We start from the raw sequence: 23,193 nt of genomic DNA, 5'->3' as shown, positions 1-23,193 counted from the left end.
ATTAGGTTTAACAAATAACATAGTTATTATTCTTGTCACTTATTAGATTATAATGCTATATATCCATTAAATAAAGGTACTTAAAATATTATTAATAATTCTTTTACATTTTAAAATTTACCAATAAGTTTATATTGTAGAATTAAATATAGTATAATGTTATAATGTAAATAAGTTGACTCAAAAGGAGGTTTACTATGGCTAAAAAGAAACGTAAAAAGGGTAATATACTAAAAAATATATTATTGATTTTCGTTATTTTAACTCTAATGCTAAGTGCAGCTGCAATTGGTGCAGTAATAAAGATAGTTAGCGAAGTGCCAGAAATTGATGTTAATATACTTGATAATTTAAAACAATCTATAGAATTTTATGATAAAGATGGAAATCCAATTGCTAATTTGCACAGTGGAGAAAATAGAAAAATAGTCACAATTAAACAAATACCAAAACATATGCAATATGCATACATTTCTATAGAAGATGAACGTTTTTATAAGCACCATGGAGTAGACATAAAGAGAGTTTTTGGTGCAATTTTAGCTAATATAAAATCGGGATCAAAATCACAGGGCGGCTCAACAATAACTCAGCAGCTTGTTAGGAATTACGCCCTTACTCAAAAGAAAAGCTACGTAAGAAAAATACAGGAAATGTATCTTGCAATTCAAATTGAAAGAAAACTAAGTAAAGATCAAATATTAGAGGCATATTTAAATACTATATATCTTGGACCTAATATATATGGTGTACAAGAAGCCTCCAGATACTACTTTGATAAAAACGTAGAAGATGTTACTATAGCAGAAGCTGCTTTTATTGCAGCAATAACACAAAATCCAGGTATCTATAATCCATATAGCAAAAAAAATAAAGAAAACCCTGATAACTATTTAAGCCGTCAAAGAATTGTTCTAAAAAAGATGTTTGAAAATGGATATATATCTGAAGCGGAATACCAAAATGCATTGAATGAAGATATTGTAGCAAGTTTAAATAAAGAAAAAACTAAATTAACTGGTAACTATTCAAAATATCATTGGTTTATAGAGGCTGCATTAGATGAGATTGCTGAAGACTTTGCTAAAAAATATGATATGGACGAAAAGGATGCAAAACAAAAACTAAAAGATGGTGGTTATAAAGTTTATCTTACAATAGATACTAAACTACAAGAAAAGGCTCAAGAAATAATTGATAATAATAAGTTTTATAAAGGCATACCTGTTAAAATAAATAAAGAAAAACTTAAACAAAATGAAAATGCAAAACCAAATCCTCAGGCTGCAGCTGTTGTAATGGACTTAAATGGAGAAGTTAGAGCAATAATTGGTGGTCGTGGACTTAGTGCTGGTTCCTTTAACTATGCAGCTGGGGAAAACGCAAAAATGCCTCCAGGTTCTTCTATAAAACCATTGACAGTTTATACACCAGCTATTGAAAATAAGGTAGTTACACCTTCAACAATAATAAATGATTCAAGAGATGACGCAGAAGCAATTGAAATTTATAATAAGATAAACAAAAATTGGTTTCCAAATAATTACGATAAAAGATGTGTTGGACCTGTAACTGTAAGATATGCACTTGAACAATCTAAAAATACTATTGCTACTAAAATATTATATAGACTTGGATTAGATACAAGCTATAATTATGCAACTAAAAAATTTGGTCTATCGACAATTGTTAAGGCTGATAAAGCTTATGCTGCACTTGGATTAGGTCAGTTAACCTTAGGTGCAAGGCCTATTGAAATGGCAGCTGCCTATACTGCCTTTGCAAATAATGGGATAATATCATCTCCAATTCTTTACACAAAGGTTGAGGACAGAAATGGTAGCATTGTTTTAGAAAAAAGTACAACCCAAAGGAGAGCTATCTCTGGAGATACAGCTTTTATAATGAATCAGCTACTACAAAGTGTTGTTAAAAATGGTCTTGCTAAGAGTGCCGATCTTGGTGCAATGCCTACAGGTGGAAAAACTGGAACAACTGAAAATAACTTAGATGGCTGGTTTGTAGGATTTACGCCCTACTACACCTGTGCTGTTTGGGTTGGTTCAACAAGAGAACCTGAGGTTAGCTATATAAAGGTATCAAGTTTAAATGTAACTCCAATTTGGAAGGCCATTATGCTTGAGGCACATAGGGGACTTCCTATAAGACAATTTAGCAAACCAGATGGTGTTGTTGAAGCAACTATTTGTGCAGAGAGTGGAAAACTTGCTACAGAAACTTGTCCTTACAAATATGTAGAATACTATTTAAGTGGAACTGAACCTACTGAATATTGTGATATACACTTATTACCTAATCCTGTTCCTAATGATGAGCAAAACACCGAAAATAATGGTGTAACAGATGAAGAAATTACAAATGAAGAAATTAATAATAACGAAACTACTAATGATGGAAATACAGAACAAGATCAAACAGAAGGTAATGAACAAAATAATGAAAATAATCAAGAAAACAGTAATAATATTCCACCTACAAGATAATGCTAATAGCAGAAAAGCTGAAGAGACTTGAAAGGTTTCTTCAGCTTTTTAAATTGCATATAACAAGTATATTTGCTAAAAATATATTTAAAATTTCCTTATTTATACTTCTTCTTTCAAATCGGCTTTATCACTTCTTCTTATAATCTCTTCCATAGCCTTTGTTATTATAGGGGCACCTATTTCAACATTATCAAATCCATCCATTTTGCCTATATCTCCAACACCAATTATTATAGGAGCTCTCTTATCGTTTAAAACATCTACTGTATCACCCTTAACTATTTTATCATCCTTAGCAAGGCCACTTTTATCTACACCCTTTTTAACTATATTGCCATTTCTATCTATAGAATAATCAACCTTTATACCTCTCACACCATTTGTATTAGAAGCAACAGCAATGACACCCAATACATCTACTTCTCCGCAGTTTAATATATATTCCATTGCCTCTTCTCCATCACCCTTGTGGGTATCTCCTCTATCATCGACCATAACTACTACAGGGTCATACCTAGCCTGTTTTATATGCTCTACTATCTCTTTACCTGATATTGGTGTTGGATTACCTGCTGATCTTGATATACATCTCCCACCAATATTTTTCGCAGCAGCCTCAACTGCCCTCTGTGCAGCCAAATCTCCATCCGTTACAATAATAACCTTCTTTTTCAATGTATCACCCCTAACTTTTTGCCTTTGGATTAAATATTATTGCCATAATATATCCAAAAAATATAGCTGCTGCAATACCTGCAGAAGTTGCCTTTATTCCCCCTGTAAAGGCACCTATCAAGCCATATTTTTCGACTTCCTTTATAGTCCCCTTTGCAAGGGAATACCCAAATCCAGGTAATGGAACAGTAGCTCCTGCCTTTCCGTATTCAACTATAGGTTCATAAATACCTATAGCACCAAGTATTACTCCAGCTGTAACAAAGCTTACAAGTATTCTTGCTGGAGTTAAACTTGTTTTATCCATCAATATCTGTCCTATTAAACATATTGTTCCTCCAACTACAAATGCTCTTAAATAATCCATTTTAAACTCCCCTTTCTATTGCAACTGCATGTGCAATACCAGGAATTGATTCACCCTGCATTGTGCTGGTTGGACTCAAAAGTGCTCCTGTTGATATTAATAGAATTCTATTTAGATTTCCTTCCATAATTTGCCTATAGAGATATCCACAGAAGACAATAGCAGAACAACCGCATCCACTTCCTCCCGAATGAACGTCCTGTTGTGTTAAATCAAATACCTTTATACCGCAGTCTGAATAGTTTGTACTCATATCAAATCCTTGTTTTTTAACTATTTCTAAAGTAAGTTCCATCCCTACTTTACCTAAATCCCCAGTTATAATTAAATCATAATCTTTATTTGATCTACCTGTATCCTTAAAATGTGTTAAAATTGTGTCAGCTGCTGCAGGCGCCATAGCCGCTCCCATATTGTTTGCATCCTTAATTCCAAAATCAACAACTCTTCCAGTTGTAACGTGGGTAATGTAAGGCCCATTGCCTTTACTTGATATAACAGCAGCCCCCGCTCCTGTTACTGTCCATTGAGAAGTTGGTGGCCTTTGGTTTCCGTGTTCTAATGGAAATCTAAATTGCCTTTCTGCAGAACAAAAATGGCTTGAGGTCGAAGCTATAACATAATCTGCAAATCCACCATCAACAGCCATCGAAGCAAGGCTCATAGATTCTGTAAGCGTCGAGCATGCACCATACAGACCAAAAAAGGGTATCTTATAATCTCTTGCAGCAAGACTTGATGCCATAAGTTGATTTAGCAAATCACCTGCAAAAATATAGTCAATATCCTTCTCATCTATTTTCAATTTTTCTAAAGCTAATCTGACTACCTCCTTTTGCATTTTACTTTCTGCTTTTTCCCAAGTTTCTTCACCAAATAAGTCATCCTCTAAAACAACATCAAAATAGTCTTTTAGTGGTCCTTCTCCCTCTTTAGGCCCTGCAATAGCTGCCGTTGATATTATAGATGGAGGGTTTTTAAAGGCTATAGTTTGTTCACCTATTCTTTTTTCCCCCATAGCAAACCTCCTCCTTATTTAAAAAGATTTATTATGTAATATATAATTCCCACAATTACTGAACTTGAAATTCCATAAACCAAAACTGGACCTGCAATGACAAACATCTTAGCACCAATACCAAAAACAAAGCCCTCTCTTTTAAACTCCATAGCTGGTGCAACAATAGAATTTGAAAATCCTGTTATAGGAACTATTGATCCAGCTCCTGCAAATTTTCCAATATTATCATAAACACCAAGCCCTGTTAAAAATGCACCTAAAAATACCATTATTGTAGCCACATAATATCCTACATCCTCTTTAGGAACTCCAAGACCTATAAAAAAATTCATAACAAATTGACCAATAACGCAAATAAATCCTCCTACTACAAAGGCTGCCAAGCAATCCTTTAAAAAATTTGAACTTGGAGCATTCTTTTTAACCATATCCTGAAATTCTTTTTTTAGCCTTTCTTCGTTGGTATGTTCCATAAAATCACCTTCCATCCTTTATATTTTCATTCTGTCCCCTTAAAGCTGACATCATATTAAAGGATGTATTGTTATAGTCAAATCTATGTTCCTTATCCTCCGGTTGTTTATAGTTGATAACATCTACTTTTTTTGCCTTATAATACATTCTCTACACCTCCATTTATATTTTCTCCAAAAGTAAAAAAAATAAAACAAAAAAGGCAATAGAATATTATCTACTCTATTGCCTTTTTTAAATACGTTAAGACTCTTTTTTCAATTCTTGAAACCTGAACCTGTGAAATACCTAAAATCTCAGCTATTTGACTTTGAGTTAAATCTTTAAAATATCTCAAAAATATGACTTGCCTGTCTCTTGGCTCTAAATTTTGTATAAGTTCCTTTAATGCTACTTTATCAACTATATCTTCACCATAGTCCTTATCTTCACTCACCCTATCTATTAAAAGAACTGCTGCCCCATCATCTTGATGTACTGTATCATATAAATACTCTGGTGAATTCATACTGTCCATACTTAATATAACTTCTTCTGCTGTGATACTTAACTCATTTGCAATCTCTTCTATTGTAGCTTCTCTCCCATATTCTTTGGCTAATTTGTCCTTTGCCAACTTAACTTTTCTTGCGGTTTCCTTTACACTTCTACTTACCTTTATTATGCCATCATCACGCATAAACCTTTTTATTTCACCAAGTATCATAGGAACAGCATATGTAGAAAACTTTACATCATATGAAACATCAAACTTCTTAATGGCCTTTATTAGACCAATACAACCTATTTGAAATAAATCTTCATATTCGTAACCTCTATTTAAAAATCTCTTTACTATGCTTGTTACTAATCCTATGTTATTCTTTATTAGCTTTTCCTCCGCCTCTTTATCCCCTGCTTGGCTTTTTAATATGAGCTCCCTAAAATCCTCTAAAGAATTAACCTTTACATCCTCCAAACCCTCTTTCATATTTTACCCCCATGCATCAGGCCGATTTAAAAGTTTTTGTCATAATTACCTTAGTTCCCTTTCCAGGCTCAGAAAATACTTCAACACTATCCATAAAGGTTTCCATAACTGTAAAGCCCATACCTGATCTTTCAAGTTCAGGTCTTGAAGTATAAAGAGGCTGCCTTGCAAGTTCAACATTTTCAATTCCCTTACCATTATCTTCAACTTCTATAGTCAATTTATTATCCTCAATTTTGCATCTTAAAGTTACCATTCCCTCTGTATCCTCATAACCGTGTATAATGGCGTTTGTAACAGCCTCAGATACCGCAGTTTTTACATCTGAAAGCTCTTCTAAAGTAGGGTCCAGTTGTGATGCAAAAGCTGCTACTACCACTCTTGCAAAGGATTCATTAACTGATTTACTTGGGAACTCCAGTTTCATTTCATTTTTAAACATAATATCCCCCCCATCAAAGATTTAAAAGAGCCTCTTTAGTATTTTCGAATTCATTTAAAATTTTAAACAAACCGCTTAATTCAAATATCTTTTTTATCTGAGGCTTTAAATTTACAACAGCTACTTTTCCATCATAGTCCTTTAATTTTTTATACCTTCCAATAATGACTCCTATTCCTGAACTATCCATAAAATTAACCCCTGAAAAATCGAATATCAACTTGTTTATACCAAGCTCTTCAATCTTATTATCAATTTTTATTCTTGCCCCTTCTGCAGAGTGGTGGTCAAGTTCACCGTGCATCTCAACAATTAGGCAACCATCTTCTACACTAAACTTTAGCTGCATACCCATCCCCCCAAATATTTATCTTTTTTATAATAGGCTACCTACACACATAAGTTTTGTAGGTATTAATCAACTTAACTATTTCTCCGTGTTAGTACCCAAGAGATTTGTATTGTAAAATATAATGTCCATTTTTACTTGCCAGATATTTTGACACAAATCATTCATTTACCACATACTGTAAATTTCACATTTCATCTGGGTGGCATTCATTATATATATTCTCTAAAAATTACAATTTTCCTTCTTTATGTTATATTACTTTTTATTTTTTCTTCTAAACCCTATAACATAAATAAGCATAGCTAAAATAGCATAGAATACTATTTGGTTTATAACTGTAATATATTGAATTGGTAATACCTCATAGAGGGTTGTCACACCAAAAACAATAAATATAAAGGCTGAACCAAACTTTATATATTTCTCTGGAAGATACTTAGAAATCAAAGTTCCTCCTGCTATTCCTAAGGTATCTGCCACCATCATACCTAAAGTTGCACCTATTAGAACTAATATTGGTGCCTTTTCTTGTGCTGCAAAGGTTAAAGTCATAATCTGTGTTTTATCTCCAAGTTCTGCTAAGAAAAAGGTTGTTCCTACTGTTATTATTGGACCAAATTTATCCTCCTTTAAGCTACAGGCTTCACCTTCAAGCTCCTCCTCATCTTCCTCCTTTAATCCCCAAAGTCCAAAACCTATAAATAGTAAGGCTGCTGCTAATTTCACATACTCAAACTTAATATAACTTCCAAGGTATGTTCCAATTAAAACAGCCAAACCATTTAAAAGTAGTGTTGCTACAAAAACACCAGCAATAACCTGCTTTAATTTATACTTACTTGCACAGGCCATTGCAAGGAGCTGAGTTTTATCTCCCATCTCTGCTACAAGTACAAATAAAAATGCTTTAAGTAGTGCCATATACATTCCTCCTTCTTTTTTATTTTGTACAAAATTAAAGACCTTTAACACAATGCAAAGCATTGTGTTAAAGGTCTCACTTGACAAACGTCCGATAAAGCCAGGTCAAAGACCAGTATGTTGACTTTATCAACCCAAAATGGGCAGCTACTCCCCTTTAACCACTCTTAATATATAATATATTCTTTAATAAAAATTGTCAACACTATCCATTTAATATTTTTACATAAAATTTTCTTGTTCTTGGGCCATCAAACTCACAGAAATATATACCCTGCCAAGTTCCAAGTTTTAAATCGCCATTTTCTATTATTACACTACAGGAGGAACCCATTAGAGATGCTTTAATGTGTGCGTGGGAATTACCCTCCATATGCCAATAATCGCCCTTTACAGGATAAACTTTATCAAGCGTAACAATCATATCCCTTACAACATCAGGGTCTGCATTTTCATTTATAGTTACACCTGCGGTTGTATGTGGAATAAATACAACTGCTAATCCATCCTTTACACCACTTTTTTTTACTGCCTCTCTAACATAATTAGTTATGTTAATAAACTCCTCCGTCTTTGAAGTTTTTAAGCTAAACTCCATAGGAACACCTCCGAATATTTTGCTATTATCTTACATAAGATATCTTTGTATATTAATTGTACTATATTTTTTTGATATGAATATTGTAATTAATCCTAATTAATGCTAAAATGCTATTTGTATCTAAAATCCCAAAAAGGAGGCGATTTTAATGGCAATGGATATGTGGCTTAAGGAAATGCAACTTGAGGGCGAAGGCGTAGCTATGTCCTACAAAATTAAAGAAACTCTTCTTAGAAAACAGACTGAATACCAAGATATGGCAATAGTAGACTCAGAAGTATTTGGAAGAATGCTTATACTTGACGGTATAGTTCAAACAACAATTAAAGACGAATTTGTTTATCACGAAATGATTTCACACATTCCACTATTTACACACCCAAATCCAAAGAAGGTTTTAGTTGTTGGTGGTGGAGATGGTGGTGCAATAAGAGAAATATTAAAGCATAAGTCTGTCGAAAAGGCTGTTCTTTGTGAAATAGATAAGGACGTTGTGGATGCTTGTAAAAAGTATCTACCTGAAATAAGCTGTGCACTTGATGATCCAAGATGTGAAGTATTTATAGGCGATGGAATAAAATATGTTAAGGAACATAAAAATGAATTTGATGTAATTATAGTTGACTCAACTGATCCATTTAGCATTGCTGAAGGTCTATTTGGCGGAAACTTCTACAAGGATATATATGAAGCTCTAACAGAAGATGGAATATTTGTTGCACAAACAGAAACTCCATTCTTCTTACCAGATACAGTAAGAAAGGTATTTAGCGATGCAAAGGCTATATTCCCTGTTACTAAACTATTTATGGCTGCAATCCCAACTTACCCAGGAGGATACTGGAGCTTTACAGTTGGTTCAAAGAAATATGATCCAACTCAAGTAGATATTACAAAAATTCCAGAAATGGATACTAAGTACTATACTCCAGAAATACATAAGGCTTGTTTTGTACTTCCAAAATACATAAAAGAAGTTATAGGAGAATAAAATAGCAGGTGTTCTAACCTGCTATTTCTCTATTTACAATTCTCTTTGCTGTGTTTGATTTTTCAAAAATAAACCCAAAAATGTATGTTACTATAAATGCTGAAATTAATCGTAGGCAGAATATTATCCAGCCGTTTGCACCTATTTGAACAAATATAAGAGTATCTTCAACAATTGCGTGACAGGCTCCTAAAAATACCGCCACAAGATACATATCCTTTTTTGTTATATTTCCCTCTTCTGCAGCATCTATTATAAGTCCTGCACCATATACTAATCCAAAAAAAAGTCCCGAAAATAATGGTAAAATCGTAGTTTCCGATATCTTTAAAAGTTTTGTTAGGGGTTTAAAGATACCACAAATTTTATTTAGCAAGTTTAACTCCTTTATAATTTCAATAACTATCATAAGAGGAATTACTATCTTAATAACTGTCCACATTGAAGACATACTTCCTAAAAATGCTTCCTTTAAAACATCTATAATCAAAAAACTCACCTCTTATAAAATAATATTAAGTATAATACCTGCTATAAATGCAAGTATTTGTCTTAAAACTACCATAAACGTAGCAGAAACTCCTATTTTTTTACACAAAGCTGTTTCTAAAAATAGGCTGTGGGAAAAACAGAGCATAACTGATATAATTGTTATCTCCTTTGGCGTTAGACTTAAGGCCAAAATTGCTGCTATCCCTGCATATAAATTTATTGCGTTTCCAACAACAAATGGTAATGCAGCTTCACCAGGAAGTCCAACTACATGCATAATTGGCTTAAATATAATTGCAATATAATTTATTATAGGTGTATATTTAATAAATGTAACTATAAAATATATAGGAACCAATATTTTACCTATTTTAAAAGTTGTTTCTATACCTTTTTTAGCCCCCCTTACTGTTCCTGCCTTTATTGCCTCTATCATAACTTCACCCCCTCTAAGTTAATTATAATTATTCATACTAATTTTGTTAACTATTTTTTAGAATTTTTCTAAAAACCATATATTACCTTCTATATCCCATCTTAGCTCAATAGGCTCATCTCTCCCCTCAACAGAACATAGGAATATATAACAATCCCTTAAATATCTACGTTCTTTGTTTATATTTATTACTCTGTTTACTTTAAACACCCCCATACTGCACATTATCATAATCGGATTCATTATTGTATCCTGAAACAATACTAAAACATTAGCCTTCTCTCTTAAAAGTTTCATATCCTACCACCACCTTTATTAAAGGAGTTCATAGGTATCCACTCATCTTTATCTAAAACTCTTATCGTTTTATTGCTGTCATTTTGCATTGTTATTGCTCGAAAAACAGAATATTTCCCATATTTTTCTCTTATGGTATCTAAGCACATATCCAATTTCTCTCTCTTTTTCTTTGTTGCATCTTCGAATAAACTTATCTGCTCAAATTTTTGTTTTTCTCTAAGGCCAGTTACTCTAATTCCAAGAAGTCTTATTTTGCTTCTATCCCAATTTTTCAAAAATAAATTTAATGCCTCACTATGTATATCAACCGTTGTATCTATATATTGACTTACTTTATGCCTTCTTACTATTGTTTCAAAGCTACTCTTTCTAAATACCACTTCTACCACATTTCCCTCAAACCCCATCCTTCTTAACCTCATACCTACACTCTCTGCTAAAACCATAAAAATTTCAGATATTTCTTTAACATCAACTAAATCCTTAGGTGTTGTTATTGAATTACCTACTCCCTTTATACAATCGTAGCTACTTTCTACCTTTGAAAAATCAATACCATTTGCATAATTCCAATAATATCTTCCAACCTTACCAAAATTATTAGTTAAAAGGCTTAAGGGTGTATTTGCCAAATCTCCTATTGTAAAAATACCAAGCTCGTTTAGCCTCCTTTTCATTCGTCTACCAACTCCAAAAAGTTCCTCAACAGGCATAGGCCAAATTATGTTTGGAACATCCTGTTCATCAATTATGCTGGTGGCATCAGGTTTTTTTAGATCTGAGGCCATCTTTGCCATTAATTTACAGTAGGATACCCCCACACTTGCTGTAATCCCAAGTTCATCTCGTATTTTTTTTCTTATTAAATTAGCTATTTCTATCCCATCTCCAAACAATCCTTCACACCCTGATACATCAAGCCAAGCCTCATCTATACTAAAAACCTCAACATCCGGTGTAAAACTTCTTAAAATATCCATAACCCTGTTAGAATACTCTACATATCTTCTAAAATTTGGCTTAACTAATATTAAATCTCTACACAATTTAAGTGCATCTCCTATTGTCATACCTGTCTTTATACCATATCTTCGTGCCTCATAGGAGGCCGTAAGTATTATACCTGTCCTCTTTTCTTTATCCCCCGCAACTGCAACAGGTTTTCCCTGGAGATTTTTATCCTCTGCCTGCTCTACTGAAGCATAAAAAGCATTCAAATCTACGTGTAAAATATTCCTCACAACACCGCCTCCCGAACATTTGTTCGTATATTATATTATACTACTTTTATCAAAAAATCAAACAAAAAAAGTGCCACCCAAGTGAAATGTGACATTATCCATATTATGGATAATGTCACACCCTTGTCAGCACTTATCTATCCTATTAAACATATATCATCTTTCTTGTCATTCCGCCATCCACAATAAAATTTGCACCAGTTATAAAGGAATTTCTTTCATCTATCAAAAATAAAATCATAGAAGCAACGTCATCTACATTTCCAACTCTTCCAGCAGGATGCTGTTTATTGTCCATTTCGCTTAAAACTGGTGTTTTTCTTATGCCTTGTTTTTTCAATTCACTAACCTCAATCCATCCAGGACTTATACAATTTACCCTCACATCTGGCCCTAAACTCACAGCAAGTGCGTGTGTTAATGCAAAAATACCTCCCTTTGAGGCAGAATATGCTTCCGTATCCTTTTCAGACATAAAGGCTCTTGTAGATGCGATATTTATTATGGAACCCTTTGTTTGTTTTAGATACGGTGCACAATATTTAGAACACAAAAATGCACCTGTAAGGTTTATTGATATAACTTTATTCCACTCCTCAAGGCTTAACTCTGTAATTGGTTTATTTATTGAAATAGCAGCATTATTTATAAGTACATCAATTCCACCATATATACCAACAGTTTTATTTACTAAACTCTTAATATCCTCTTCTTTAGAAACATCACAACAAATAAACTTTATATCCCCAAATATTTTTAATTCATCTACTGTTTCCTGCCCTGCTTCTTTATCTATTTCAGCAATAACAACATTGTAATTTTCCATAAGGAGCCTTTTAGCTGTACCCTTGCCTATTCCTTGTCCTCCTCCTGTTATAATAACTGTCTTTTTAGACTTTTGCATAACCTTCACCACCTTAATATATTTTTATTGAAATTTTTGGAATATTTCACATTTCACCTGGGTGGCACTCTATTTCAAAATATTGGCATAATATACTATCAATCTCTTTAATTTTTTCATTTTCATCCCTATTAGATTTTACTATATCCTCAATTTCCTTTATGTAGTTTGGAATTTTCAGCTTTAAAATCTTATTAGGATAGTATTCGTATAGGTCATCCCCCAACTTCTTTGCCATTGTTTTTATATAAAACTCATATATTGTGCTATTTAAGACACCAACAATAAATTCATATGAAAAAACTTCCTTAAACATATCATTTATCTTTAAGCTATATACATCTGCACTATAGAAACTTCCCTCATCTATAGCAAATCTATTTGTATTTGATTTATAGGGATATATTATCTTTTTTCCCTCAAAATCCTCCCTATTTCTTCCCCATTGAAGCTCAAACCATCTTCTTACTCCCTTTTTACATTCTCTTCTTTCCATAAGCTTTTCTCTATAGGCTGATATGTATTCTATTGCATTCTTGTATTCCTCTTCATTTTTAATCATATCACTATATATTATAAACTCATCTGAGGGAGCCACTTTAAATTTATTGATATGACTGCTTTTAATCCATCTTCTAATTAATTCCTTCTCTATATTATATTCTTCTACTTCTTGTCTATTTAAAATAAAAGCCTTATCGCAGCCCGTTATAATCCCCTGAAAACTACTACATATTGTCCCAAGTTCAACTCCCTTTATTTTATTTAATATATTTAGCCCAACTTCGTCTAAAAAAATCCATCCGTCCTTTTTTAAATTACTCCTATTAACCTTAAAAAAGAGGTGATATCTTTTTTCACCGCTTTTTATATCATCAAAAACCTCCTGTCCCTTATGTTTTGCATCTGGTTTTAATCTAAAATAATTTATACTATTAAAATCTATTGATTTAACAACGCTTAAAATGATATTATCTACACCTACACCCTTTATGAGCCTTACTCCATAAAGATCAACTATAGATTCTATAGAGCCAAATTTTAATATATATTCCCGTATACCTTCACCATAAAGTGCCTCAAGCATATATCTTGATGTAAAAAAGATAAGCCTACCATCCCTTTTTAAGGAGTCTAATGACTTTTTTATAAAACAATAACTTAAATCTGCTTTATCCGAAAATACATCTAAATATTTGTGCTTTAACTTTGCCCTATAATCCTTATCTATCATTTTATGACCAACATAGGGAGGATTTCCAATTATGTAGCTATAGGTTGAATTATCTTCAAACAAAAAATCCTTCAATATTATATTCTTTGGCAAAATACCACTCAATCTATAAAGCTCAAGTGTTGTAATCATAACTGCATTCTCATCTATATCATAGCCATATATCGAATTTATAATATCCTCTTTATTAAACCCCTTCTCTAATAGAGCAGTATACATCCCTATTAGAAAATATCCCCCTCCACAGGAGGGGTCTAAAATCTTTACATCCCTTAAACTGTCAATTTTATCTGCTAAATCCTTTGTAATAAAATCAACTATTATTTTAGGTGTATAAAAGCTTCCTGTACTTTTTCTCTCCTCTTTGTTCTTAATCTTTTCATAGAATTCACCAATATGTCCATCTACCGCCCATTTATTAATAAATCCATCTATATTGTCTTCTCCATCTAAAATCTCCTTATATGTTTTCTTTAAATCAATAGTAAATTCTTTTAACATAAAATCCTCCATATTAAAGAGTTTGTAATAGTGGAGATATTATTCCCATAATTGCACCTAAAAGTGCTCCAAGCCAAGTTATTGCAGATAATTCTTTGCTTGCTACCTCAAGAATTATCTTCTCTGCAAAGGCAACATCAAAGCTATTTATTCTATCCTCAACAAGCTTTGATACATCGATTAAACCTATTATCCTTGATGCCTTATCCCTTATAAATTCTTCAAACATACCATCTAAAGCATTAAAGGCAGCATCAAGCTCGTCTTCTTCTATATTACTCAATAAGCTTGAAACCTCAATATTCATAAAACTATCTACAATATATGAAACTGCCATATTCACAACCTTATACAGCTCATCATTATAAGCCATTTTAGTTAACGCTTCTTCTATATTAAATCCATAAATTAAATCCTTTACATAACTATTAATTGCATTTGAAAGTTTTTCTACGATGTCCTCCTTTGAATCATCGGAGAAGGAGATAAATATATCGTTAACTTTAGTTTCTGTAAGCTTTTCATAGAGTGCAATTACCATCATAGCTATATCGTGATGATTTTCTTCACTACTTATATAACCCTGTAGAGACGATATTATCTTTTCTCCTATAAGCTCAGGGCTTAAAAACATAGCTGCAAATTTACCCAATGTATTTTCCACCATTTTTGCGGCAGAGTGAGAAATCTTTTCCCTTACATTTTCCTTTGAAAGTGCCTCTAAAAGTCCCTTTGCAATTTTATCCTTATTAGAATATATGTATATCTTTATGGAGCCATCTAAGGAACTTGGTATGACTTCCTTTAATGCTTGATTACTTTGTGACACATTATTTACAATATCCTTAATTTTCAACTTAACATCTACACTATCTAATATGGATAATAATGTTTCCTTTAAATTGATTTGTTCATTTATAAGCTCTAAAATCCTATTATTGTCTTTTTTTATATACTCTACTATAAATCCTGTAAAGCTATTCTTAAGATTATCTATTACTTTATCTCTTTTATCACCAAGTATATTGAGTAAATCGAATACCTTCCTTGATGAATTCTTTAAGGAATAAAATCTATTCTTTAACCATTCAACAACCTGCTCCTTTACTTGATTACTACAAAGGGCATCCACAAACACATCGGTTGACAAAAGATGTGTACCAACCGCCTCTCCTACACTCTTTGCAATTCTCTGCTTCTCCTTTGGTATAAGTCCTGGTGTAAAGGGAATTTTAATACCAAATACTCTTTTTTCATAGTGGGGTCTAAAGAGCATTTTTATTGCAAGATAATTTGTTATATATCCTATTAGTGCACCTACAACCATTGGAACTAAAAACTTCATATTATCCACTCCTTCCTTTATACATAATTAATTATACCAAGTGGTCAAATAATATCAATACAACAAATCACTATTTTATGCTAAAATTCTACTAAGAAGGGAGGCATATTTATGAAGATAGGGTATGCTTGCATTCCTCTTGGAGTTAAATACAGAACCAATAGAGGATTTATGATAAAAAACTTTACTAAAGAAAAACTTTATGAAGCAATTCAACAAAATCTTTTAGATTTACTTAAAATATTAAAATACAACGTTTCAAAGGGAATCTATCTTTTCAGAATAAGTTCTGACATAATACCCTTTGGTGGACATAAGATAAATACATATAATTGGGATGCTGAATTCAAGGATATATTGATAAAAATAGGTGAATATATAAAAAATAACAACATTAGAGTATCTATGCACCCTGGGCAATACACCATAATAAACTCACCGGACAATTCAATAGTAGAAAACTCAATTAGAGAAATAGAGTACCACACTCGCTTTTTAGACAGCTTAGAGCTTGATTATACCCATAAGGTTGTCCTTCATATTGGGGGTGTTTATAAAGATAAATCCTCTGCTATGGAGAGATTTTGTAAAAACTTTAATTTACTAAGTCAATCATCTAAAAAAAGACTTGTAATAGAAAATGATGAAAAAAATTTTAACATAGATGAAGTTTTAGATATATCTAATAGAATTAGCATACCTACAGTATTCGATATTCTTCATCACAGCATAAACCCAACTCAGGATAATACTGAAACAATACTTAAAAAATGTTTAGAAACTTGGAAAAAAGAAGATGGCCCAATGAAGCTACACTACTCAGACCAATCCCCTACAAAACAAAAGGGTGCCCATTCCGACTATGTATCAATTCAAAATTTTTTAGAGTTTTATAAGATAGCAAGTAAATTTGACTGCGATATAATGCTTGAAACAAAGGATAAGGATATATCTGCAATAAAATGCATAAATACCATCTTTCCTGTTAAAAAATCAGTAATGTATGATGAATGGGCAAAATACAAATATGTTGTTATGGAAAAGAACTACGCACTATATAAAAAATGCAGTAGTATAATAAACAGCGAAACTAATATGCTTGAATTCTATAAAACCATAGACTATGCTCTATCTCTTCCCTTAAATGAAGGTGCCGTAAGAAATACATTACAGCACATATGGGGATATTTTAAAGATAGAGCAAACGATAAAGAGTTTGTAAAATTTCATCAGCTCTTATCCACAAAGGAATATACTAAGGCAAAAGCTTTTTTAAAAAAGCTTTCTGAAAAATACAATGAACAATATCTTTTAAGCTCCTACTATTTTATAATTAACAGCTAAGTTAGAATGAATAATTTGATATTATAGGTATAAAAATATAGGAGAAGGGAGTTGATACAATGAAGCTCGTCTCCTACAATCCTATTTGGACTAATAAAAATCCAGTTCTAAACAAATATACATACCTTAGCAAAAATGAAGACTGTGATATTTTGATTATAGGTGGAGGAATTACAGGAGCTATTTTAAGCTACTATCTTTCTTTTTTAGGTAAAAAAATTATACTTGTTGATAAAAATATTATAGGATATGGAAGCACAAGTGCGTCAACCTCCATACTCCAGTACGAAGTAGATTTCGACATTTTGGAGCTTGAAAAGAAGATAGGCATAGTAAATGCTTTAAAGGCCTACAAGGCAAACGAAGCTGCTGTCTATGAAATTGAAAGAATTATAAAAACTCTAAAGGATAAGTGCGACTTTACAAAAAGAGAGAGCTTATATTTTACACAGGATAAATCAAAAATACAAAAGTTTAAAGAAGAATATAAAATACGAAGGGCTGCAGACTTTGACATTGAATTTTTAGATAAAAATACTGCAAAGGATAAATTCTCCTTCCCAATTGAGGCTGCAATATATTCAAAATGTGGTGGTGCAGAAATTGACCCATATAGATTTGCCCATGAACTTATAAAGGATAGTCAAAGTAGGGGACTTATAGTCTATGAAAATACTGCTATATTAAAATATCAGCATAAAAACAATAAAGTTATACTCTTTACAGATAAGCATAAAAAAATAACTGCCCAAAAGGTGGTTGTTGCAACAGGATATCAGGCTAAAAACTTAATAAAAGAAAACATAGTAAAACTAAATACAAGTTTTACAATAGCAACAAAACCTGTTAGTAGTTTTGAAGGATGGTATGATAGGTGCATAATAAGAAACGACTGCACACCATACAATTACCTTAGAACAACACAGGATAATAGAATTATAATCGGTGGAGAGGATATTCCAATAATCAATCCTCCCCAAATTATAACTCAAAATAAATATCAAAAGCTTGAACAAAGACTTTGCCAAATGTTTCCTAATATAAATTTTGAAGTTGATTATAAATTCCACGGACTTTTTGGAGATACAAAGGATGGGCTTCCATATATAGGTGTACACCCAAAATTTAAAAACTTCTACTTTGCACTTGGATATGGTTCAAATGGGATACTGTATTCAATAATAGCAGGTCAAATAATAAGGGATATGATTTCTGAAGAAAAAATTCATCAAGATATACATATGTATGGTTTTAGGAGATAGCAAACCAAGCTATCTCCTTTATATTTTCAATACCTTTGACGTTGCTACCAAGTTAGCACCTGTTCCCAAAACATTCTGTATAATAACATCTCCAATTTCAACAGGTGCTACAGCCTCTGCTTTATTTATCTCCTTCATTATCTCAAATATCAAATTCTTTGGAACCTCCCTATCTGTTTTAACTGACACAAGAGGTCTATCTCCTCCTAAGACCTTTACAGTTGAGGTTATAATTCTTTTGGGATTTGTTATTTCATTTTTAGCATACTCTTCTCCTCTTTTACATTTGTTCCCTGATACTGTTATATTTTCACCAACTTCAACCTCAAGCTGACATCCTAAGGGGCAGCTAATACACGTCATCTTCCTTTTCATTTTGCCACCTCCTCTAATGCAAATACAAGTTCACTACCTTCTACCTTTTCTAAAACATCCTTTGAAAGTTTAACACTTTCCATTTCTCCAGGTGAAACGTGGTTTCTCCTAACTTTATAAACAATTCTATCTCCATCCCTTACAACTAAATCAACATTATGATATACATCATTTACCCTCATATAGAAGTTTACTCTGTTCTTAACATTCTTTGGATTTATTCTATTTGGAACTACATATCGTATGCCAAATCCTGTTTTAGTTATAAATCCAGTTTCATCCTTAATATATTCTCCCTTTATATACTTAGAAGCACCATAGCCAGCAAGATAGCTCTCCTCTGTAACATAATCTACCAAATCGTGTACGTGAACAACATTCCCACAGGCAAAAATTCCATCTACACTTGTTTCCATAAGCTCATTAACATAAGCCCCAGAAGTTACTGGATTTAATTTAATATTTGCCTCCCTTGATAACTCATTCTCTGGTATCAATCCAACAGATAATAAAAGTGTATCACACTCTACATACTGCTCTGTTCCCTCAATTGGTCTTCTATTTTCATCAACAGCTGCAATCGTAACTCCCTCTACTCTTTCCCTGCCGTGTATCTTTATAACTGTGTGACTAAATAAAAGAGGTATATCAAAATCCTCAAGGCATTGAACAATATTTCTCTTAAGCCCAGTGGAGTATGGCATAAGCTCCACAACCATCTTAACCTCTGCACCTTCAAGCGTCATTCTCCTTGCCATTATAAGTCCTATGTCACCCGAGCCTAAAATTACAACCTTTTTGCCTACCATATACCCTTCCATATTCACAAATCTTTGAGCTGCACCTGCAGTAAATACACCAGCCGGTCTACTTCCTGGTATATTTAAGGCTCCCCTTGTTCTTTCTCTACATCCCATTGCAAGTATTACTGCCTTTGCATCTATTTCAACAATTCCATCCTTTGGATTTAGTGCTGTAATATGCTTATTTTCAGATAAGTGTAATACCATAGTATCAAGCTTGTATTCTATTTTTAATTTTTCTACCTCATCTATAAACCTTTGGGCATACTCTGGGCCTGTTAGCTGTTCTTTAAAAATATGAAGTCCAAAACCATTGTGTATACACTGCTGCAATATGCCTCCAAGCCTTTTGTCCCTTTCTAATATCAAAATATCATCTATCCCATTCTTCTTTGCCTCTATTGCTGCTGCAAGCCCTGCAGGCCCGCCACCTATTATAACCAAGTCCCTCTTCATTTTTTCTCCTCCCATCATTTTGTCTTACCTGTCAAAATAAAACTGCCTTCATCTGATTTTTTTACTTCGGTTAGAGGTATATTAAGCTCCCTTGCAAGTATTTCAACCACCCTTGGCATACAAAAGCCTCCTTGACATCTTCCCATCCCTGCTCTAACTCTTCTTTTGACTCCATCTACACTTTTTGCTCCAAGAGGTCTTCTTATGGCACTTATTATATCTCCCTCTGTTATGTGTTCACATCTACAGATTATCCTTCCATATATAGGATTTTTGCTTAAAACTTCTCTCTTTTCATCCTCTGACATATTTATAAACAATTTTGTATTTTCTCTTGTAGCCACAAAGTGCTCCTTCTTTATAAGAACAAGTCCCTGTTCCTCAAGAAGTGATACTACATATGGAGCAATTGCAACAGATGCAGTAAGCCCTGGAGATTCTATACCTGCTGCATTTACAGCATTGGAAGTTGGTATATTTATTATAAAATCCCTATTATCCGGTGTTGCTCTGATGCCTGTAAAGGAAGTTATTACATCTCTTTGATTTAATCCCTTTACACTTCTGCTTCCTCCCCTTAATACCTCATCAAGCCCCTCTCTTGTTGTTGAAACATCATCCTTTCTATCCATTTCAACTGCATTAGGACCAACAAACAAATTGCCGTGTACTGTTGGAGACACCAATATTCCTTTTCCTTTACTTGTAGGTGTTTGGAATATAGTCCTTGTAACTATTCCTCCAACTGCTTTATCAAATAGGCAATATTCTCCTCTTCTTGGTATAATCCTAAATTTTTCTCCTCCAAGCATATCATTTATATCATCTGCAAAAAGCCCTGCCGCATTAACTAAAAATCTTGATTTTATAATTCCTTGACTTGTCTCAATCGTAAATACATCCTTCTCCTTATAAACCTTCACAACTTGAGTTGAAAGCATAAATTCAACTCCATTTTGATTTGCATTTTCTGCAAGGGCAATAGCAAGCTCAAAGGGAGACACTATTGCTCCAGTTTTAGCATAAAGTGCACCAACTACATTATCTTGAAGGTTTGGTTCTAAAGATAAAACCTTGTTTTTGTCTATTATCTCAAGTTCCCTAACTCCATTTGTTAATCCTCTTTTATAAAGCATTTCTATATGTCTTAAGTCCTCATCATTAAAGGCAAGTACTAAAGAACCATTTCTCTTATATGGTACATCTAATTCTCTGCATATCTCTTCGTACATCTCACTTCCTAAAACATTAAACTTTGCCTTTAAAGTACCTTCCTTTGCATCGTACCCTGCGTGAACAATTCCACTGTTCGCCTTTGTAGAACCATTTGCTACATCACTGCTTTTTTCTATAACCACTATATTCAAATCATATCTTGATAATTCCCTTGCTATACTTGTGCCAACTATACCTGCACCAATTACTGCAACATCATACATACAAAAACCTCCCCTTAAAAAATTAAGCCGTGAAAACAGAACCACCTATGTGGCCTATTTTCACGGCTCTCAACTCTCGCCAAAATATTCTATTATTTATAGTTTACCATATTTTAGATTAAAAATCAATCATTCTTCCTTTTCCCATTCTAATGCTCTCTTTACTGCCTTATGCCATCCCCTAATAAGCTTTGTTCTCTTTTCTTCATCCATATTAGGTTCAAATTTTTTGTCTACAGCCCAATTACTTAATATCTCCTCTTTATTTTTCCAATATCCAACTGCCAATCCAGCAAGATATGCAGCACCTAATGCTGTTGTCTCTATTACCCTTGGTCTGTAAACATCGACATTTAATATGTCTGATTGGAATTGCATTAGGAAGTTGTTTGCAGCTGCACCACCATCAACCTTAAGTGCTGAAAGGCAAATTCCAGAATCCTCCTCCATAGACTTAATAACATCCATTGTTTGATATGCCATCGATTCAAGAGAGGCTCTTATAATATGCTCCTTCTTTGCTCCTCTTGTTAATCCTACTATTGTTCCCCTTGCATACATATCCCAATATGGAGCACCCATACCAACAAATGCAGGAACCACATATACTCCATTAGAATCTTCAACAGCTATTGCATACTCTTCACTGTCTGCTGCTGTCTTTATCATTCTTAGCTCATCTCTTAACCATTGAATTACTGCACCTGCTATAAATATACTCCCCTCAAGGGCATACTCTATCCTTCCATCTACTCCCCAAGCTATTGTTGTCAAAAGTCCATTCTTCGATTTAACAGGCTTTTCTCCTGTGTTCATAAGCATAAAACATCCTGTTCCGTATGTATTTTTAGCCATACCTTCTCTGTAACATCCCTGTCCAAATAGAGCCGCCTGCTGATCTCCTGCATCTCCTGCTATTGGAATTTCTCCTCCTATTACATCAACTGCTGTATATCCGTATACACAGCTTGAAGGCTTAACCTCTGGAAGCATTGATTTAGGAATATTTAATATTTCAAGTATCTCATCATCCCACTTTAATTCGTAAATATTATATAGAATTGTTCTTGAAGCATTTGAATAGTCAGTAACGTGAACCTTTCCACCTGTTAAATTCCATATAAGCCACGTATCAATATTGCCAAATAGAAGTTCTCCTCTTTCAGCCTTTTCTCTTGCACCTTCAACATTATCAAGTATCCATTTTATCTTTGTACCTGAAAAATATGCATCAACTACTAATCCTGTCTTATTTCTTATCATTTCTGCATAGCCTTTATTTCTTAAGTCATCACATATATCGGCTGTCCTTCTGCACTGCCATACTATTGCATTATATATTGGCTTTCCTGTTGTCCTATCCCATACAACTGTAGTTTCTCTTTGATTTGTTATACCAATTGCTGCAATATCCTGTGCTGTTAGCCCAGCCTTAGCCATAGCCTCATTTGCTACACCTATTTGAGTTGCCCATATCTCCATAGGATTATGTTCAACCCATCCAGCCTTTGGATATATTTGAGTAAACTCTTTTTGTGCAACAGAAATAACTTGTCCTCCATTATCAAAGACTATTGCTCTTGAACTTGTTGTGCCTTGATCTAATGCAAGAATATACTTTGACATTTTATATCCCCCTCAATTTTAGATAATAAAATATATGCATTAATTATTCAAAAAAAGCCACAACACCCTATTAAATGTGTTGTGGCTCTCTTTACTCTGCCTATTTTTATTTTA

At 33.2% G+C, this 23,193-nt stretch carries 25 protein-coding genes and 1 riboswitch; of the genes, 4 read left to right on the top strand and 21 right to left on the bottom strand.

The genetic code is table 11. The annotated features are described in order from the left end of the window. Positions 1-197 precede the first annotated feature (197 nt). Positions 198-2,504, top strand: coding sequence for a transglycosylase domain-containing protein (locus JG776_RS04565; protein ID WP_291965116.1), 2,307 nt, complete (start codon positions 198-200; stop codon positions 2,502-2,504). Between the two features lie 102 nt (positions 2,505-2,606). On the opposite strand, the gene JG776_RS04560 is transcribed toward JG776_RS04565, so the two are convergent. The 10 genes from JG776_RS04560 to JG776_RS04515 form a co-directional block, all read right to left on the bottom strand. Beyond that, positions 2,607-3,182 (bottom strand): stage V sporulation protein AE, encoded by a 576-nt coding sequence (locus tag JG776_RS04560; RefSeq protein WP_291965115.1) that lies wholly within the window; start codon positions 3,180-3,182, stop codon positions 2,607-2,609. A gap of 10 nt (positions 3,183-3,192) precedes the next feature. Then, positions 3,193-3,549, bottom strand: coding sequence for a stage V sporulation protein AE (gene spoVAE / locus JG776_RS04555; protein ID WP_291965112.1), 357 nt, complete (start codon positions 3,547-3,549; stop codon positions 3,193-3,195). 1 nt (position 3,550) lies between these two features. Continuing rightward, entirely contained in the window at positions 3,551-4,567 is a 1,017-nt protein-coding gene (spoVAD, locus tag JG776_RS04550; RefSeq protein WP_291965110.1) for a stage V sporulation protein AD, read from the bottom strand. Positions 4,568-4,581: 14 nt separating this feature from the next. Continuing rightward, complete coding sequence (gene spoVAC, locus JG776_RS04545) at positions 4,582-5,043, bottom strand: stage V sporulation protein AC (protein WP_291965108.1); 462 nt, start codon at positions 5,041-5,043, stop codon at positions 4,582-4,584. A gap of 4 nt (positions 5,044-5,047) precedes the next feature. After that, positions 5,048-5,191 (bottom strand): hypothetical protein, encoded by a 144-nt coding sequence (locus JG776_RS04540; protein WP_156897863.1) that lies wholly within the window; start codon positions 5,189-5,191, stop codon positions 5,048-5,050. 70 nt (positions 5,192-5,261) lie between these two features. Next, on the bottom strand, positions 5,262-6,014 hold the full coding sequence (sigF, locus tag JG776_RS04535) for an RNA polymerase sporulation sigma factor SigF (protein ID WP_291965106.1): 753 nt from the start codon (positions 6,012-6,014) through the stop codon (positions 5,262-5,264). Between the two features lie 16 nt (positions 6,015-6,030). After that, positions 6,031-6,456: an anti-sigma F factor gene (gene spoIIAB / locus JG776_RS04530; RefSeq protein ID WP_291965103.1), complete on the bottom strand. Its 426-nt coding sequence runs from the start codon at positions 6,454-6,456 to the stop codon at positions 6,031-6,033. 13 nt (positions 6,457-6,469) lie between these two features. Then, positions 6,470-6,805: an anti-sigma F factor antagonist gene (gene spoIIAA, locus JG776_RS04525; RefSeq protein WP_027308070.1), complete on the bottom strand. Its 336-nt coding sequence runs from the start codon at positions 6,803-6,805 to the stop codon at positions 6,470-6,472. Positions 6,806-7,063: 258 nt separating this feature from the next. Next, positions 7,064-7,729 (bottom strand): TMEM165/GDT1 family protein, encoded by a 666-nt coding sequence (locus JG776_RS04520; protein WP_291965100.1) that lies wholly within the window; start codon positions 7,727-7,729, stop codon positions 7,064-7,066. Positions 7,730-7,767: 38 nt separating this feature from the next. Continuing rightward, positions 7,768-7,897, bottom strand: a riboswitch (yybP-ykoY riboswitch). A 37-nt stretch (positions 7,898-7,934) separates the two neighbouring features. Beyond that, positions 7,935-8,327 carry a secondary thiamine-phosphate synthase enzyme YjbQ gene (locus JG776_RS04515; protein WP_291965098.1) on the bottom strand — a complete coding sequence of 131 codons (393 nt, stop codon included), beginning with the start codon at positions 8,325-8,327 and terminating at the stop codon, positions 7,935-7,937. A 157-nt stretch (positions 8,328-8,484) separates the two neighbouring features. On the opposite strand from JG776_RS04515, the gene speE reads away from it, so the two are divergent. Then, positions 8,485-9,321 (top strand): polyamine aminopropyltransferase, encoded by an 837-nt coding sequence (gene speE / locus JG776_RS04510; RefSeq protein ID WP_291965150.1) that lies wholly within the window; start codon positions 8,485-8,487, stop codon positions 9,319-9,321. 13 nt (positions 9,322-9,334) lie between these two features. Here the strand turns inward: speE and JG776_RS04505 are convergent, their stop codons facing one another. The 7 genes from JG776_RS04505 to JG776_RS04475 form a co-directional block, all read right to left on the bottom strand. Then, positions 9,335-9,811 (bottom strand): nucleoside recognition domain-containing protein, encoded by a 477-nt coding sequence (locus JG776_RS04505; protein WP_291965096.1) that lies wholly within the window; start codon positions 9,809-9,811, stop codon positions 9,335-9,337. Between the two features lie 12 nt (positions 9,812-9,823). Beyond that, positions 9,824-10,249: a nucleoside recognition domain-containing protein gene (locus JG776_RS04500; RefSeq protein WP_291965094.1), complete on the bottom strand. Its 426-nt coding sequence runs from the start codon at positions 10,247-10,249 to the stop codon at positions 9,824-9,826. A 57-nt stretch (positions 10,250-10,306) separates the two neighbouring features. After that, positions 10,307-10,546, bottom strand: coding sequence for a hypothetical protein (locus tag JG776_RS04495; protein ID WP_027308076.1), 240 nt, complete (start codon positions 10,544-10,546; stop codon positions 10,307-10,309). Beyond that, positions 10,543-11,790 carry a DNA polymerase IV gene (gene dinB / locus JG776_RS04490; protein ID WP_291965091.1) on the bottom strand — a complete coding sequence of 416 codons (1,248 nt, stop codon included), beginning with the start codon at positions 11,788-11,790 and terminating at the stop codon, positions 10,543-10,545. Before dinB ends, JG776_RS04495 begins: the two co-directional genes overlap by 4 nt. A gap of 145 nt (positions 11,791-11,935) precedes the next feature. Next, positions 11,936-12,694 (bottom strand): SDR family oxidoreductase, encoded by a 759-nt coding sequence (locus JG776_RS04485; RefSeq protein WP_291965090.1) that lies wholly within the window; start codon positions 12,692-12,694, stop codon positions 11,936-11,938. 46 nt (positions 12,695-12,740) lie between these two features. Next, positions 12,741-14,429, bottom strand: coding sequence for an N-6 DNA methylase (locus tag JG776_RS04480; RefSeq protein WP_291965088.1), 1,689 nt, complete (start codon positions 14,427-14,429; stop codon positions 12,741-12,743). A 13-nt stretch (positions 14,430-14,442) separates the two neighbouring features. Then, positions 14,443-15,774: a DUF445 family protein gene (locus JG776_RS04475; RefSeq protein ID WP_291965086.1), complete on the bottom strand. Its 1,332-nt coding sequence runs from the start codon at positions 15,772-15,774 to the stop codon at positions 14,443-14,445. 111 nt (positions 15,775-15,885) lie between these two features. Here JG776_RS04475 and uvsE point away from each other — a divergent pair, with 111 nt between their 5' ends. Continuing rightward, positions 15,886-17,118 (top strand): UV DNA damage repair endonuclease UvsE, encoded by a 1,233-nt coding sequence (gene uvsE, locus JG776_RS04470; RefSeq protein ID WP_291965085.1) that lies wholly within the window; start codon positions 15,886-15,888, stop codon positions 17,116-17,118. Positions 17,119-17,177: 59 nt separating this feature from the next. Next, positions 17,178-18,380, top strand: a complete 1,203-nt coding sequence (locus JG776_RS04465) for an FAD-dependent oxidoreductase (RefSeq protein ID WP_291965083.1) — start codon at positions 17,178-17,180, stop codon at positions 18,378-18,380. Positions 18,381-18,398: 18 nt separating this feature from the next. On the opposite strand, the gene JG776_RS04460 is transcribed toward JG776_RS04465, so the two are convergent. The 4 genes from JG776_RS04460 to glpK form a co-directional block, all read right to left on the bottom strand. Next, complete coding sequence (locus JG776_RS04460; RefSeq protein ID WP_291965081.1) at positions 18,399-18,755, bottom strand: DUF1667 domain-containing protein; 357 nt, start codon at positions 18,753-18,755, stop codon at positions 18,399-18,401. After that, positions 18,752-20,014 carry an FAD-dependent oxidoreductase gene (locus JG776_RS04455; RefSeq protein WP_291965079.1) on the bottom strand — a complete coding sequence of 421 codons (1,263 nt, stop codon included), beginning with the start codon at positions 20,012-20,014 and terminating at the stop codon, positions 18,752-18,754. Before JG776_RS04455 ends, JG776_RS04460 begins: the two co-directional genes overlap by 4 nt. A 14-nt stretch (positions 20,015-20,028) precedes the next feature. Continuing rightward, complete coding sequence (locus tag JG776_RS04450) at positions 20,029-21,453, bottom strand: NAD(P)/FAD-dependent oxidoreductase (protein WP_291965077.1); 1,425 nt, start codon at positions 21,451-21,453, stop codon at positions 20,029-20,031. Between the two features lie 129 nt (positions 21,454-21,582). After that, the gene (gene glpK / locus JG776_RS04445; protein ID WP_291965075.1) at positions 21,583-23,079 is read right to left on the bottom strand and encodes a glycerol kinase GlpK; all 1,497 of its coding nucleotides are present in this window, start codon (positions 23,077-23,079) and stop codon (positions 21,583-21,585) included. Positions 23,080-23,193 lie beyond the last annotated feature (114 nt).

Origin of the sequence: Caloramator sp. (assembly GCF_020054765.1) — a bacterium.
GTDB lineage: Bacteria > Bacillota > Clostridia > Clostridiales > Caloramatoraceae > Thermobrachium > Thermobrachium proteoclasticum.
Note: the sequence above shows the minus strand (reverse complement) of the source record. Positions and strands in the feature narration are given on the sequence as shown.